Annotated in this window: 13 protein-coding genes; 2 read left to right on the top strand and 11 right to left on the bottom strand. The window is 55.0% G+C overall.

Going from position 1 to position 15,623, the window contains the following annotated elements:
* Positions 1-190 precede the first annotated feature (190 nt).
* Positions 191-1,375, bottom strand: a complete 1,185-nt coding sequence (locus HP435_RS29115; RefSeq protein WP_255679090.1) for a peptidoglycan-binding domain-containing protein — start codon at positions 1,373-1,375, stop codon at positions 191-193.
* 191 nt (positions 1,376-1,566) lie between these two features.
* On the opposite strand from HP435_RS29115, the gene HP435_RS17855 reads away from it, so the two are divergent.
* Together HP435_RS17855 and HP435_RS17860 are read left to right on the top strand one after the other, a co-directional pair.
* Entirely contained in the window at positions 1,567-1,884 is a 318-nt protein-coding gene (locus HP435_RS17855; RefSeq protein ID WP_063229913.1) for an ArsR/SmtB family transcription factor, read from the top strand.
* Between the two features lie 92 nt (positions 1,885-1,976).
* Positions 1,977-3,056: a saccharopine dehydrogenase family protein gene (locus HP435_RS17860; protein WP_173599270.1), complete on the top strand. Its 1,080-nt coding sequence runs from the start codon at positions 1,977-1,979 to the stop codon at positions 3,054-3,056.
* A gap of 269 nt (positions 3,057-3,325) precedes the next feature.
* Here HP435_RS17860 and pyrE read toward each other — a convergent pair whose 3' ends face one another.
* The 10 genes from pyrE to HP435_RS17910 all read right to left on the bottom strand — a co-directional run bounded on the left by pyrE (position 3,326) and on the right by HP435_RS17910 (position 15,611).
* Positions 3,326-3,964: an orotate phosphoribosyltransferase gene (gene pyrE / locus HP435_RS17865; RefSeq protein ID WP_063229915.1), complete on the bottom strand. Its 639-nt coding sequence runs from the start codon at positions 3,962-3,964 to the stop codon at positions 3,326-3,328.
* Positions 3,965-3,992: 28 nt separating this feature from the next.
* Positions 3,993-4,730 carry an orotidine-5'-phosphate decarboxylase gene (pyrF, locus tag HP435_RS17870; RefSeq protein WP_122965050.1) on the bottom strand — a complete coding sequence of 246 codons (738 nt, stop codon included), beginning with the start codon at positions 4,728-4,730 and terminating at the stop codon, positions 3,993-3,995.
* Between the two features lie 46 nt (positions 4,731-4,776).
* Positions 4,777-7,992, bottom strand: coding sequence for a carbamoyl-phosphate synthase large subunit (carB, locus tag HP435_RS17875; RefSeq protein ID WP_122965049.1), 3,216 nt, complete (start codon positions 7,990-7,992; stop codon positions 4,777-4,779).
* Entirely contained in the window at positions 7,976-9,073 is a 1,098-nt protein-coding gene (locus HP435_RS17880; protein WP_122965048.1) for a carbamoyl phosphate synthase small subunit, read from the bottom strand. The genes carB and HP435_RS17880 overlap by 17 nt, the downstream gene beginning before the upstream one ends.
* Before the next feature lie 85 nt (positions 9,074-9,158).
* Positions 9,159-10,439 (bottom strand): dihydroorotase, encoded by a 1,281-nt coding sequence (locus HP435_RS17885; RefSeq protein ID WP_122965047.1) that lies wholly within the window; start codon positions 10,437-10,439, stop codon positions 9,159-9,161.
* Positions 10,406-11,347 carry an aspartate carbamoyltransferase catalytic subunit gene (locus HP435_RS17890; protein ID WP_122965046.1) on the bottom strand — a complete coding sequence of 314 codons (942 nt, stop codon included), beginning with the start codon at positions 11,345-11,347 and terminating at the stop codon, positions 10,406-10,408. Before HP435_RS17890 ends, HP435_RS17885 begins: the two co-directional genes overlap by 34 nt.
* 173 nt (positions 11,348-11,520) lie before the next feature.
* Positions 11,521-12,855, bottom strand: a complete 1,335-nt coding sequence (locus tag HP435_RS17895) for a solute carrier family 23 protein (RefSeq protein ID WP_173599271.1) — start codon at positions 12,853-12,855, stop codon at positions 11,521-11,523.
* Positions 12,856-13,008: 153 nt separating this feature from the next.
* Positions 13,009-13,548: a bifunctional pyr operon transcriptional regulator/uracil phosphoribosyltransferase PyrR gene (pyrR, locus tag HP435_RS17900; protein WP_063229922.1), complete on the bottom strand. Its 540-nt coding sequence runs from the start codon at positions 13,546-13,548 to the stop codon at positions 13,009-13,011.
* A gap of 214 nt (positions 13,549-13,762) precedes the next feature.
* On the bottom strand, positions 13,763-15,106 hold the full coding sequence (locus HP435_RS17905) for a TolB-like translocation protein (RefSeq protein ID WP_173599272.1): 1,344 nt from the start codon (positions 15,104-15,106) through the stop codon (positions 13,763-13,765).
* 103 nt (positions 15,107-15,209) lie between these two features.
* Positions 15,210-15,611, bottom strand: coding sequence for a VOC family protein (locus HP435_RS17910; protein WP_173599273.1), 402 nt, complete (start codon positions 15,609-15,611; stop codon positions 15,210-15,212).
* Between the last annotated feature and the right edge of the window lie 12 nt (positions 15,612-15,623).

Genomic DNA, 15,623 nt, shown 5'->3' on the forward strand with positions numbered 1-15,623 from the left:
CATCCGAAAAAGGAGCGCGGACGTCTTTATTATAATGCAAACGTCCTGCAAGCAGAATATGGAAAGTCGGGATTGCGAACATTGGCGGACGAAGGACAAAATGACGTTGCAAACCGTTGCTTCGCCTGTCTAAACGAAAACGCTTCGTCTCTTTGGGAGAAACGAAGCGTTTTTGCCAGGTAACGGTTTTTTAGTCTTTGCCGTTTCCTTCGTTGTCCTCGGCATTTTGACCATTGTCTTTGCCAGATCCATTGCCATTGCCGGAACCGTTGCCTGTACCGCCGCCGTTGCCAGTTCCACCGCCGTTGCCGTTTCCTTTGCCGCCGCCTTCTCCAGTTCCGCCGCCGTTGCCGTTTCCTTTGCCGCCGCCTTCTCCGGTTCCGCCGCCGTTGCCGTTTCCTTTGCCGCCTTCTCCGGTTCCGCCGCCGTTGCCAGTTCCTTTGCCGCCGCCTTCTCCGGTTCCGCCGCCGTTGCCAGTTCCTTTGCCGCCGTCTTCACCAGTTCCGCCGCCTTGGCCTGTTCCACCACCGATACCTTTCCCGCCACCTTGGCCTGTTCCACCACCGATGCCTTTGCCGCCACCTTGGCCTGTTCCGCCGCCTTGGCCTGCTCCACCGCCTTGGCCTGCTCCACCGCCTTGGCCTGCTCCACCGTCTTGGCCTGCTCCGCCACCTTGGCCTGCTCCACCGCCTTGGCCTGCTCCGCCACCTTGGCCTGCTCCACCGCCTTGGCCTGCTCCGCCACCGATGCCTTCACCGCCACCTTGGCCTGCTCCACCACCGATGCCTTTGCCGCCACCTTGGCCTGCTCCACCACCGATGCCTTTACCGCCGCCTTGACCTGCTCCGCCGCCAAAGCCTTTGCCGCCACCTTGACCTGCTCCGCCGCCAAAGCCTTTACCGCCACCTTGACCTGCTCCGCCACCGATGCCTTTGCCGCCGCCTTGACCTGCTCCGCCGCCAAAGCCTTTGCCGCCACCTTGGCCTGCTCCGCCTCCGATGCCTTTGCCGCTACCTTGACCTGCTCCGCCGCGGTGTGGATTGGAAACGACTCGATCATAAGAGTAAACCATGCGATTAAGCGTGCGCTTGTCCACAGAGCCTGTCGCAGGCAAGCCGTGTTTTTTCTGGAAATGCTTGACGCCGCGCACCGTGACATCGTCGTAGTATCCGTTGATTTGTCCAGAATAGCTACCTAATGATTTCAACATCCCTTGAATCACATATACGTCTGGTCCCTGCGCGCCTTTGCCTACCGCGAGACCTGTGCTCGGGATGAAAAAGAGCAACGCCAGCGCCAGAAAGCAAGAGCCGAATACCTTTCTGATTTTCCCTACTGCTTCGCGGGAGACTGCGCTCCCCGTCCATTCCTTCATGACATAAGCACCTTCCTTCAACTTATTTGTAACCCCTCTTACTATTCCCTGATTTGCTTTTCCATTACATGAATCACAGCGAGAGCCGTTGCGGAAAAACCTTTGCAAATTAGCCGTTTTGAAGGTTGCAAAAAAAAGGAAGGAGGATTATAATACGTTCAAATGATTAAGTTTATTAACGGAGTGTAGCTATGAATCATCCAACCTGTAACGAAAAAGCGATCCACCTTTTTATGCAGCTGAGTCCTTATTTCCAAGGGCTAGGTGATCCCGTGCGCCAGCAAATCGTCGCCCTGTTGATTGACAAAGAAAGCTTGAACGTCACGCAAATTGCCGAGCATATCCCGATGTCCAGGCCGACCGTTTCCCATCATTTGAAAATATTGCGGCAAGCCGGATTGCTCCACTCCGAGAAAAAAGGAACAGAAATTTACTACCGCTTGGAAATTACAGAGGCGATGCTTCTGTTTAAACAACTCGTCACATTTGTCGAAGAAGAATGTTCATAACGAGCAACTGGCAAGGGACAGCGCGTCCCTTTTCTTCTTCACTTTATGTTGATAAACTTAAACAAATAAACATACAAACGGAGGAGTTTTCTTTGGCTGAGAAAAAAGGATTAATCGTCGGCGGGTATGGGACTGTCGGCAGCCAAATTGCCCGCATTTTACACGAGCAAAATCACGATTTGCAATTGCTGCTCGGGGGCAGAAATCCGGGGAAGCCGCTTCCTTTCGCCTCTCCCCGAGTTCATTCGCTTTTCGTGGACAATACGGCAGCAGACCCGCTTATTGATGCGCCAAAAGACCTGTCTCTCATTATTAATGCCGTCAACGATCCTGATGACAGGCTGCTGCTCGCAAGCGCTCGGCGGCAAATTCCGCTCGTGGACGTCACCCGCTGGACAGAGCGATTCTCGGTAGCCATCGACCGACTGCGAAGCGTTGATCTTCGTGCGCCAATCGTCCTCGCCTCTGGGTGGATGGGAGGAACGCCCGCCCTTTTCGGCAAAATGTACGCCGACGGCTTGCAGGAAGCGTCTGTCAATATATACGCCCTTTACTCTTTGCAGGATAAAGCAGGGCCGGATTCTACCGCGTACATGAACAGGATGACGATTCCTTTTCACGTTTTCGAAGGCAGCCAAACGCGAACCGTTCTGCCTATGACAGAGCCGCGTCCGGTTACTTTTCCGAACGGCTTTCGGGCCAAATGCTATCGGCTGGATACGCCCGATCATGTGACATTGGTACAAAATTCGTCTGTCCATTCAGCAAATTTCCGCATCGCTTTCGATCAAACATGGTCCACGTCCGCACTCGTTTTCCTCGTGCGGAGCGGAGTGTGGAAGCTGCTCGGGCAAAAAGCGCGGCAAAGCATTTTGTACAACCCGGGCACAGGCGCTGCGCACCATGTCACCGTCCAGATTGAAGGACGCGACCAGCACGGTGTGCTCACGCGCAGACAGGTGGAGATCACAGACCCGCAGGGACAAACTCACCTGACCGCTACAGGAGCTGCCATCCAGGCGCAAAGAATCTTGATGGAAGGCAACAATCTGGCTACTGCTGGCGGCATCTTTTTCCCTGAACAACTGGCTGATCTGCGAGAAGATCAGACGTGGATCACCCGCTTTTTCGAAGCAGAAGGTGTTCAAATTCGCGTCCGAAATCAAGTCTGACGGGCGTTTCCACTGCTACGCAGAACAGGCAGGCAAAAAGGATGGCCCCTGGATCGGGCACTCTTCTGCGCTCTCCAGTTGCGTTTAGAACGAACCATTCGGATGTCTTGCTTTTCCATCTGGCGACTTTTTTCCCCGAAGCGTAAACTCTCGCCCAGTCCGCCACTTTGTGCGTGCCGAGACAATCCTTGTTGGTCGTTTCCAAAAAACAAAAAGAGTGGAGCCGTTACTTCAACGGTGTCCACTCTTTTCCGAAGCCAAATCAGTTTTTATGCAAAAAACGTCCGTGGAGATTTGCGCCATTCGCCCAGCACGCTCTCCTGTTCCGCTGTGATTACGCCTTGTTCTTTTGCCGCCTCAAGCAGTGCCGTGTAGTGGGAAATCGTCGTGCAAGGAACGCCTGCTTCGGCAAACAAGCTTTCCGCATCCGGGAACTGGTAGCTGAAGATCGCTACGACGCCCAGCACCTCGCCGCCCTCTGCCTGAACGGCTTGCGCTGCTTTCAGGGAGCTGCCGCCTGTAGAAATCAGGTCTTCGATGACCACTACTTTTTGTCCGGCGGAAAGTGCGCCTTCGATCTGGTTTTGGCGGCCGTGTCCTTTTGCCTTGTCGCGCACGTAAATCATTGGCAAATCAAGAACTTCTGCCACCCATGCCGCGTGCGGAATGCCAGCCGTAGCCGTTCCCGCCACAACTTCGGCGTCTGGATACTTTTCTTTGATCAGCTCGGCAAATGCCTGGGCAATCGCCCGGCGTACGTGCGGGTAAGACATGGTGATGCGGTTGTCGCAGTAAATCGGCGACTTGATTCCCGATGTCCAGGTAAAAGGCTGTTCCGGGCGCAGGTGAACCGCTCCGATCTCCAGGAGGTTCGCTGCAATTTGTTTGGCTGTTGTGTTTGTCGTCATTTCTCTTCATCCCTTCCGGCGTGAATGCTTACGCGCGATCTGCTTCTACCGCTGCCACGATGCTTTGCCAGACGCCTGCGGGATCTTTTGCCCCTGTGATGGCACGTCCGATCACGAGATAGTCGCTGCCCAGGCGGAAAGCCTGTTCCGGTGTCGTAATCCGCGTCTGATCCCCCTGATCGGTTCCCAAAGGACGGATGCCTGGCGTCACGGTTACGAAAGACTCGCCCGCTGCCTGTTTGATCATCGGCACTTCCAGTGGAGAAGCGACAACTCCGTCCAATCCGGCTTGCTTCGTCATCATGGCGTAATGCACGACGACATCTTCGACGGAGCCTGGGATCGCAAGCTCCTGGTTCATCGTCTGCATTCCTGTCGAAGTAAGCATCGTTACGCCGATCAGGAGAGGACGAGCAGCACCTGCCGCTGTCCCCAGCTCCAATCCTTCCCTCGCCGCTGCCATCATTGCCACGCCCCCGGCCGCATGCACGTTCACCATGTCAGCGCCAAGACGCGCGAGGCTTTTCATCGCCCCTTTGGCTGTATTCGGGATGTCGTGCACTTTCAAGTCCACAAACACTTTGAGCCCCTGCTCTTTCAAATAGGACACGATGGCTGGGCCTTCGGCGTACGCCAGCTCCATCCCCACTTTTACGTAGCGGATGTGCCCGGAGAGCGGCTCCAGGCACTTCTTCACTTCATCCATGGTGGAAAAGTCGAGCGCAACAATCATGCGCTCCCGAACATCTGTCAATTGCTGTTGCACACTGCTCTCCCCTTTTCTCGTCCGGTCTGCTACTCTCGAACCTCGTCTAGGATACGGTTGCTGCCACTTTCGCACCTGCGCGTTGGGCAGGCATTGCTTCTGTCGAGAACGTGATCGTTTCCAGCACATGCAGGAGGGCAGAAGCTGTGTCCAGCGAAGTCAAGCATACCGCGCCGTTCTCTACTGCTTCGCGGCGGATGCGGAAGCCGTCGCGCTGTGGCGTTTTGCCTTTTGTCAGCGTGTTGAGCACGATGTTCGCTTCGCCTGTATGGATCACGTCGAGCAGATTTGGTGTGCCTTCGGACAGTTTGTTCACGCGTGTAACGGACAAGCCTGCTTGCTCCAGATAATCAGCCGTTCCTGCCGTCGCCATCAGCTTGAAGCCGAGGTGGCGGAAACGTTTTACGATGTCGAGCGCTTCTTCCTTGTCTTTGTCTGCTACTGTTACGAGCAAGGTTCCTTGTGTCGGGATGTTCATGCCAGCAGCGACCAAGCCTTTGTACAGCGCTTTTGCCAGCGTGCTCTCCCGGCCCATGACTTCCCCGGTCGACTTCATTTCCGGGCCGAGCGTAATGTCTACGCGACGCAGCTTGGCGAAGGAGAAGACCGGAACTTTGACCGATACAACCGATTCTTCCGGATGATAGCCCGGTGTGAAGCCTTGCTCGACGATCGAGTGGCCGAGAATCGCTTTCGTTGCGATGTTCGCCATCGGAATGCCTGTCACTTTGGAAAGGAATGGCACCGTACGGGAAGAGCGCGGATTCACCTCGATGACGTATGGGCGATCTTTGTAGATGACGAACTGGATGTTGAGCAAGCCTTTGACTTGCAGCGCACGCGCCAGCTTCGTCGTCATGTCGATCAGTTCATCCTTGATCGCCTGGGACAGCGATTGCGGCGGGTAAACCGCGATAGAGTCGCCGGAGTGAACCCCTGCGCGCTCGATGTGCTCCATGATGCCTGGGATCAGCACGTTTTCGCCATCGCAGATCGCATCGACTTCTGCCTCTACCCCGACCATGTAACGGTCGACCAATACCGGGTGATCCGGGTTGACCTTCACTGCTTTTTCCATATACTCGCGAAGCTCGGCTTCGTTGTAGACGATCTCCATTGCCCGTCCGCCCAAGACGTAGGATGGACGAACCAGTACCGGGAAGCCGAGGGATTCCGCTGCGACTACCGCTTGCTCGACAGATGTTACCGTCTTGCCAGGCGGCTGCGCGATATCCAGGCTGCGCAGGAGCGCTTCGAACTTCTCGCGGTTTTCTGCCGCATCGATGTTTTCCAGGCTCGTGCCCAAAATTTTGATGCCGCGCTCGGCCAGCTTGTCAGCCAGGTTGATCGCTGTTTGTCCGCCGAACTGCACGATCACGCCTTCCGGTTTCTCGACATCGAGAATGTTCATGACGTCTTCGATGTACAGCGGCTCGAAGTACAGGCGGTCGGATGTATTGAAGTCTGTCGAAACCGTCTCCGGGTTGTTGTTGATGATGACCGCTTCATAGCCCGCTTCGCGCAAAGCCCAGACAGCATGCACGGTTGCGTAGTCAAACTCGATCCCTTGACCGATCCGGATCGGGCCGGAGCCAAGTACGACCACGCGCTTTTTGCCTGTTTCGATGCGCTCATCTTCTACCTCGTAGCTGGAGTAGTAGTAAGGCGTTTGCGCTTCAAATTCGGCTGCGCACGTATCTACCATTTTGTATACCGGAACGAAGCCTTTTTCCATGCGAAGCGCACGTACTGCTTCTTCGGTTTCGCCGCACAGCTCGGCGATTTTCCGGTCGGTGAAGCCCATCCGTTTTGCTTCAAACAGTTTGTCGGCAGTCAGTCCGTTTGCCAGCTCTTGTTCAAAAGCGATCATTTTGTGGAACTTGTGCAGGAAGAACAGGTCGATCTTCGTCAAGCTGTGCAGTTGGTCGATGGTCCAGCCGCGGCGCAGTGCTTCCGCCAGCAGGAACAGGCGCTCATCGTCGGCCTGAATCAGACGGGCTGTCAGTTCCTCTTCGGAAATCTCTCCCGCCCCTTTGATCTCGATGTGGTAGGAACCGATTTCCAGGGAGCGGATCGCCTTCATGATCGATTCTTCAAAAGTGCGTCCGATCGCCATGACTTCGCCTGTCGCTTTCATTTGCGTGCCGAGCTTGCGGTTGGCAGACTGGAACTTGTCAAACGGCCAGCGCGGGATTTTGCTCACGATGTAATCCAGTGTCGGCTCAAAGCAAGCGTACGTCTGTCCTGTCACCGGGTTTTTCAGTTCATCCAGCGTATAGCCGATGGCGATTTTCGCTGCCATTTTCGCAATCGGGTAGCCAGTCGCTTTGGAAGCCAGCGCAGAGGAACGGCTTACGCGCGGGTTTACCTCGATGACGTAATATTGGAAGCTGTGCGGATCAAGCGCGTACTGCACGTTGCAGCCGCCTTCGATGCCGAGTGCGCGAATGATGTTCAGCGCGGAAGAGCGCAGCATCTGGTACTCGCGGTCAGCGAGCGTCTGGCTTGGCGCTACGACGATCGAGTCACCTGTGTGAACCCCTACCGGGTCGATGTTTTCCATGTTGCAGACCACGATGCAGTTGTCGTTGGCATCGCGCATGACTTCGTACTCGATTTCCTTCATTCCGGCAATGCTTTTCTCGATCAGGCACTGGGTAATCGGCGAGTATTTCAGACCGCTTGCGACGATCTCGCGGAGGCTTTCTTCGTCGTCGCAAATTCCGCCGCCTGTTCCACCCAGGGTGTAGGCTGGGCGCACGATGATCGGATAACCGATTTCGTTGGCAAAATTGACCGCTTCTTCGACTGTGCTGACGATCACCGATTCAGGAACCGGCTCGCCCAGCTCGTTCATGAGTGCGCGGAACAGCTCACGGTCTTCCGCCTGCTTGATCGATTCCAGCTTGGTGCCGAGCAGCTTCACGTTTTCTTGCTCCAAAATGCCTGCTTCTGCAAGGGCAACCGCCATGTTCAGGCCGGTTTGACCGCCAAGGGTAGGCAAAAGTCCGTCCGGCTTCTCCTGGCGGATCACGCGCGCCACAAATTCAGGCGTGATTGGCTCGATGTACACTTTGTCAGCCATGTTGGTATCAGTCATGATAGTCGCCGGGTTGGAGTTGATCAGGACAACTTCCATGCCCTCTTCTTTCAATGCTTCGCAAGCTTGCGTACCAGCGTAGTCAAATTCCGCAGCTTGCCCGATGACGATGGGACCCGATCCGATCACGAGGATTTTTTTCAAATTAGCGTGTTTTGGCATGAGTTTTTTCCTCCTTAGCGGTTTCCATCATCGCAAGAAACTGGTCGAACAAGTAGCCGGAGTCGTACGGCCCTGGAGCCGCTTCCGGGTGATACTGAACGGAGAAGGCGTTCTTCGCTTGGTTGCGCAGTCCTTCAATCGTCCCGTCATTCAGAGCGATATGGGTAACTTCCAGCTCGGTTCCCGCGAGCGAATCTTCTTTTACAGCGTAGCTGTGGTTTTGGGAAGTGATGTATGTGCGTCCCGTCGGCAGCTCTTTCACCGGATGGTTGCCGCCGCGGTGGCCGAATTTCATTTTCATCGTGTCTGCGCCAGAAGCGAGGGCGAACAGCTGGTGTCCGAGACAGATGCCGAACAGCGGGTATTCTCCCAAAATGCTGCGGATCATCTCGCTTGCTTGCGGTACATCTTTCGGGTCGCCAGGGCCATTGGACAAGAGGATGCCGTCTGGCTGGATGCGGCGAATTTCTTCTGCCGTCACGTCATACGGCACGACGACCACATCGCAGTTGCGCTTGGTCAGTTCGCGCAAGATGCCGTGCTTGGAGCCAAAGTCAACGAGTGCGACGCGATGTCCCGTCCCCGGGCAGCTGAACACGCTTTTTGTAGAGACGCGGGAAACTTGATCCGTCATCAAGGTCGTGCTGTTGAGCGCTGCCACCAGCTCGTCAAGCGGGGCTTCACTGGTCGTAATCATGCCTTTCATCGTGCCGTGGTAGCGGATTTTTCTCGTCAGCATCCGCGTGTCTACTCCGGCGATCCCCGGGATGTCGTATGTTTTCAGCAGCTCATCCAGCGTGTTGGTGTTGCGCCAGTTGCTCGGCATATCGCAATGCTCGCGGACGACGAAGCCGTGAATGTACGGACGAACAGCTTCAAAGTCGTCGCGGTTGATCCCGTAGTTCCCGATCAGCGGGTATGTCATGGTTACGATCTGCCCGCAGTAGGACGGGTCAGACAGAACTTCCTGGTATCCTGTCAGTCCTGTATTGAAAACCACTTCCCCGTAGGATTCCTTCGTCGCTCCGAACGCTGTTCCGATAAATTCTGTTCCGTCTTCCAAAATCAATCTTGCACGCATCTATGCTCCTCCTTCATTTTCGTGTAAAAGCTGCCGTCTCTCCCATAGGTGCCCGCTCGCTTGCTAGTTGACAGGCTGAGTCGTTTTACACGCCTTGATGTACGATCTTGCCGTCTACCAGTGTTAGGATCGGCCAGCCTTTGCACGCCCATCCCGTAAACGGTGTATTGATTCCTTTGCTGGCAAAGGTTGTCGGATCAATTTTCTTTTCTGTCTCCAGGTCGATGACAGTCAAGTCTGCCACCGCGCCTACTTCCAAACGTCCGGCCGACAGTCCGAAAGCTTTCGCTGGCTGTACAGTCAACAGCTCAACCAGTCTTTGCAGCGTCAGCTCGCCTGTTTGCACCAGGTTGGTGTAAAGCAGCGGGAAAGCTGTTTCCAGACCGACGATGCCGAATGGCGCGCGAGCCATGCCGTTTGCTTTTTCTTCCTGCGTATGTGGAGCGTGGTCTGTCGCGATCATGTCGATCGTGCCGTCTTTCAGCCCGGCGATCAGCGCTGCGCGATCCTCGCGGGAACGCAGCGGCGGATTCATTTTCCAGTTCGTATCCAGATTGTCCGGGATGTCCTCGTCACACAGCAGCAAGTGGTGTGGCGTTACTTCGCAAGTGACGTTCACACCTGCACGCTTCCCGTCGCGCACGAGTCTTACAGATTCTTTTGCGCTGATGTGGCATACGTGGTAGTGCACACCTGTCTGTTCCGCAAGCAAAATGTCGCGTCCGACGTGGATGGACTCGGATTCGGACGGAATGCCAGGCAGTCCGTGGCGCGCTGCGACCACGCCGTCGTGCAAGGCTGCTCCCGGAATCAGCAGGTCTTCGTCCTCGCAGTGGGCGACAATCGAAATTCCCAGCTCGGCTGCTGCTGTCATCGCTTTTTTCATCATCGCCGTGGACTGCACGCCGACACCGTCATCTGTCAGGGCAAAAATTCCCGCTTCCTTCAAGCCTGCGAAATCTGTCAGTTCTTTTCCCAATTGGCGTACAGTGATCGCGCCGTAAGGAATCACGCGGGCCTTTCCGGCTGCACGCGCTTTGTCCAGGATCGAGGTCACGGTTTCCACACTGTCAATGGAAGGACGGGTATTCGGCATGCAGCAGATCGTGGTGAAGCCGCCACGCACGGCTGCTGTCGCTCCTGTCTCGATTGTTTCTTTATGTTCAAAACCCGGCTCGCGCAGGTGGACGTGGACATCAATCAATCCCGCACTGATCATTCCGCCTTTGCAATCTACCCAGTCATGGCCTTCGCGCGGCAGGCTTTCTCCCATCGCGGCGATTCGTCCCTCTTCCACCAATATTTCTACCGGGATCAGTTCTCCCGCCTGATTTAGTACGTTGCCGTTGCCAAGGATGGTTCCCATTTTGTATCGCTCCCTTTCAGCAGAGTTTCCAGTACAGCCATTCTCGCTGCGACTCCATTGGTTACTTGTTTTTGGATTAAAGATGTTTCGCATTCTACCAGGTCGGTGTGAATCTCGACTCCGCGATTGACAGGGGCCGGATGCATGATGACCGCGCCTTGCTTCATCATGGTCGCCCGCTCCAGCGTCAGCCCGAATGCTTTGTGGTACTCTTCCTTGGAAGTGTAGAGCGATTCAGTGTGGCGCTCCAGCTGGACGCGGAGCATCATGACTACATCTGAAGTTTGGATCGCTTCTTCCATGCTCACTACTTTGACGCCTTGCGGGATGTCCGCTGGCATCATCGCAGGCGGACCAGCCAGCAGCAGATTGATTCCCAGCTTAGGCATGGCGTGCAGGTGCGAACCGAGCACGCGGCTATGGCGCAAGTCGCCGATGATCGCCACCGTCAAGCCCTCCAGCATGCCGAACTGCTGTTTCATCGTCAGCAGGTCGAGCAGGCATTGGGTCGGATGCTCGTTTGTCCCGTCTCCGGCGTTGACCAGCTTCATGTCTACCGTCTGCGCCAGCTCCTGCAACAGCCCTTCCTTTTTCGTGCGGATCACCGCAGCCTCCACGCCCATCGCTTCCAGCGTGCGGATCGTGTCATACACCGTCTCGCCTTTTACTGTAGAGGAGGTTTCCGGGATGAAGTTCAACACATGTGCGCCGAGTCTCTTTTGAGCTACTTCGAAAGAGAAGCGGGTTCTGGTGCTGGCTTCAAAGAACAGATTCGCCACGAAGCGGCCGCGCAAGATGTCTGCTTGCTCACTGGGTCTAGCTGCCCAGTATTGCGCGCGGTCCAAAAGCTGGACCAACTGTTGTTTGGACAAGTCTTTCAAGCCAATCAGGTGCGCTAGGTTGTTCATCGAAAATCCCTCCGGTTAATCTGATTTATCGAAAGAAAAAGCTTCTTGACTCACGTTACCTATGGAGAGGTAGCAGAGACAAGAAGCCGGACGGATGCCGATTTTGGGCAGCCAAAACAGCGTTCTATGCCTTGCCAGCCTCTCGGGACTGGATTTAAAGGAATGGGGAACGTTTACGCGATTTGTTTTTCGTCTTCGCGGGATGCTTCCCCCATCGCCGACTCTTTGCCAGGCAGGATGAGGTGCAGGAAGATTCCCAGGAAGGTAGAGAATGCGATATTGTCAATGGTCAGGTCGCTGAAAAGACCTCCACCTGCAAAGCTGATCTTGTATCCGCCGATCCCGGTGACGAGAATCGCAGCGGCGACAATCATGTTGCGTTTATTGGCAAAGTCTACTTTGTGTTCGACGTACATCCGCAAGCCTTGTGCCGCGATAATCCCGAACAGGATAATCGACACACCGCCAAGCACCGGAGTCGGAATCGTCATCAACAGCGCGCTGATTTTGCCGATGAAGGCGAACAGGATGGCGAAGACGGCTGCCAGACCGATGACTACTTTGCTGTACACACGAGTGATGGCCAATACCCCGATGTTTTCGCCGTACGTTGTCGCTGGCGGCCCACCGATGAACGCGGCCAGCGAAGTGGCAATCCCGTCACCGAGCAAGCTGCGGTGCAGACCTGGATTTTTCATCAGGTCACGATCCATGACTTTGCTTGTTACCAACAAGTGGCCCAGATGCTCTGCCAGTGTGACGAATGCGACTGGCGCGATAACCAGTGCGGCGATCCAGGCAGATCCGTTGCTGATCACACCCATCACTTCACCGAACTTGAACGGTGGCGCAACGAACCAGTCGGCTGTAACAACCTTTTGAAAGTCAATCAGTTCCGGGTGACGAATCAGCGTGTAGACATACCCTGTGATAATTCCGATCAGGATCGGGATGAGTCCGAGGAAGCCGCGCAGCATAACCGCTGCCAAAATGGTGATCAGCATCGTCACCAGAGAAATTTCGATGGAGGTCAGAGACATTTGCGACTGTCCATCTACCGTTACTTTCGTTGCCATGTCTACCGCTACACCAGCCAAGCTCAGTCCGATGACGACGATGACCGAGGCGATCACAACCGGAGGCAGCACTTTGTCAAGCCACTTGACGCCTGCCTTTTTCACAATGCCCGCGACGATGATGTACACGATCCCGGACAAGAAGCAGCCGAGCAGTGCAGTGCCTACTCCGTGCGAAGCCGTTACGGCGATGATCGGGCCGATGAAGGCGAATGATGATCCGAGATAGTTCGGAATTTTTCCTTTTGTGATCCAGAGGAACAAAAGCGTGCCGATTCCGCTGGTGAACAGCGCCGTCGCTACATCGAGCCCGGTCAGGATCGGCACCAGTACCGTAGAGCCGAACATCGCGAACAAGTGTTGAATGGATAGCGGGAGCAGCTTGGAAATCTGTGGTGTTTCGTCTACATCAACATAGTGTTTTTGGCTCATGGCCTTATTTTCCCCCTGTGTTTCATTTTCTTCCCTCGTTCATACAAAAAGCCTCTTTGTGCGGACACAAAGAGGCTAACTTCACCATACACATGGGAAGTTTCTTGCCTCTTGTCGACCTCACGGGATCGCTGTTAAAGAGGATTCATTCAGTTAGATCAGCTGTCGGATGGACACGATGTCCATCACGTCTACTTCAGCCAGTTGCACGTCGACGATTTCCGTCCGCGCCGTTGGCAAGTTTTTCCCGACAAAGTCAGGGCGAATCGGCAGTTCGCGATGACCGCGGTCAACGAGCACAGCCAGTTGGATCATCCGCGGGCGGCCGCTGTCAATCAGAGCATCCAGCGCGGCGCGTACCGTTCTTCCGGTATAAAGCACGTCATCCACCAGAATGACTGTTTTTCCTGTAATTTGATCGGGGAGCTGCGAGCCTTGCAACACCGCATCCTCCGATTTGTGTTGCAGATCGTCGCGATAAAAGGTAATGTCCAGCTCGCCGACTGGCACTTTTACGTTCTCGATCATCTCGATTCTTTCGACCAGACGCTTTGCGAGGTAAATTCCTCTGGTCTTGATGCCTACGATGATGCAGTCCTCGACACCCTTGTTTCGCTCGATAATTTCGTGGGCAATGCGAGTAAGCGCGCGGCGGATTGCCGCTTCATCCATGATGACACTTTTGTTGATCATCTCGATATCCCCTCCTCGACGGGAACAGTGGCTTTACGAAAAAAGGCTCCTTGTCAGGAGACAAGAAGCCCTCGGACAAGGAAGCCAGCTTGCGCTAGACCTCGCTTGTCATTCCGTGCCCTTGCCAGCCTCACGGGACTGGATTTAAAGGTTCCATTCGTCAAATAGGATTATGTCACGAAACAAGCCCGGTGTCAATGGAATGGCAAGAAATCTAACTATTCCAATAGACGGCGATCCATTCCGGCAAGTAATTGGCGTAATAGCCGATGTCGCCCGTGATTCCTCTGACTAGCTCGGTTTCTTTTCCGTCTGCTTGCAGGAACAAGGAGCCGTCCTCGGCGGAAGCGAGGCGCAAGAACAGGAGCTGCTTGCCGTCAGGAGATGGGGATGGATAGTAATCAGCCGTCTGCAGCGAGCCTTTCGTCAACGGCTGCTCTGCCCCGTTCGCTTCTCGCGTCCAGATGCGCTGGCCGGGCACCATCACCTTTTTCGGGTCAAAAGCGTACGGCGTCGCTTTTCCTCTGGAGAAAAACAACGTATACGGCGGCTTTTGCATCCAGACGGGATACGTGTCGACACTGTCTGCCGGACTCGCCGAAACGACTTTTCCATCGCGGCTGGACAGCTTCAAGTGTTTGTTTTCCGTCGCCATCCGGTCGTTTCCGTCAATAAAAGCGAGTTGCTGGCTGTTCGCCGTCCACTCGAGCCACTGGGAGTAGGCCAAGCCTGAGCCTAGTTCGAGCGGCTTTTTCGCAGGCTGCTTCAGATTGAACAATTGGATCGGCACGCCATCCGCAGACAAGGAAGCGGCGTTGTAGCGCACGTAATAGGCGACGAGCTGACCGTCAGGCGATACTTTCATGTTCGTCGCCGCCAGGGCGTAAATCCCATCTTCGACATTCGGCGCCTCTGCGATCGGATACGCAGCGACAGGTTTGCCCGCCAGATTTTGCAGCACCAGCTTCATCGGGCGATCTTTTCCTGCTTCCCACGAGGTCAGGATCGTTTCGCCGTCCGGCATCCAGGTGAAGTCGAAAAACGCAGCAGATGTCTCGCTCGTTGCGAGCACCTCTCCGGTTTCCCGCACTTCCTTGATGCTGAACAAAGTGCGCGGCTGTTCGGCTGTACCGACATTGACTGTGTAGGCCACCTGATTTTTCTGCGGCGACCATTTCGGCTTTCCGGTAATCGCTCTGTCATCGATTTGCACCACTTTGCTGCCATCCGCGCGAACCGCCCACAAATAGCCCGGTTCCGTATAGTTGTCGTTTCCTTTGTATTTCACAAACAACAGCCATTTGCCGTCAGCGGACCAGCCTGCGATTTCGGCAAGTCCGTCTTTGGTGATTTGCTTCGGCGCTTTGCTTTTATCCTGCCCGTCCAGCAAAAACAGATGCTGATTGCTCGTAAAAGCTACGTGCGCCGGGACGCTCACTTCCTTGTTCACTCGTTCCGGAAGCTTCACCTGTTCTTGCGCCATCGCCTGCCCGCCTGCTGCCGACAGCATGCCAAGCATCGTCAAAACAGCAGCCGCCTTACGCCACTTCCCTCTCATCTTATCCCCTCCTCGACATCGTTTGCGTCAAAAAAAACGCCAGAAGAAAGCCGTTGCGTTGCTCTCTACTAGCGTTTTCGAATCATACAGCGTTTATGTACAATCACAAGCTGACGGGTGAAAGCAGCAAGAAGCGATTGCCGTACAAATCCTCGAAAATCGCCTCCATGCCATAAATCACTTCGACAGGCTCGCTGACGAACTTCACGCCGCGCCCGCGCAATGTTTCGTAGGTAGTGGAAAAATCGTCTGTCTCCCAGACCCACATCGGATTTTTGCCGACCGCAGCGAGCATCTCGCGGGCAATTTCCTCGCGGTGCCAGTGCGTCGGATCATGCAGGACGATTTCCACTTCCTGGCCCGGCAATCCGACCGTAAGCCAGCGCGAGCCATCGTCCATGCGCGAATCCATCCGTTTTTCAAAACCGAGCTTTTCCGTATAAAAGACGAGAGCTTCCTCGCAATCGCGAACGTACAGTGTCACATGCGCCAATCTTTTCAGCACTTGCCTTCCCCT

The organism is Brevibacillus sp. HD3.3A, from assembly GCF_013284375.2.
GTDB classification, from domain to species: domain Bacteria; phylum Bacillota; class Bacilli; order Brevibacillales; family Brevibacillaceae; genus Brevibacillus; species Brevibacillus parabrevis.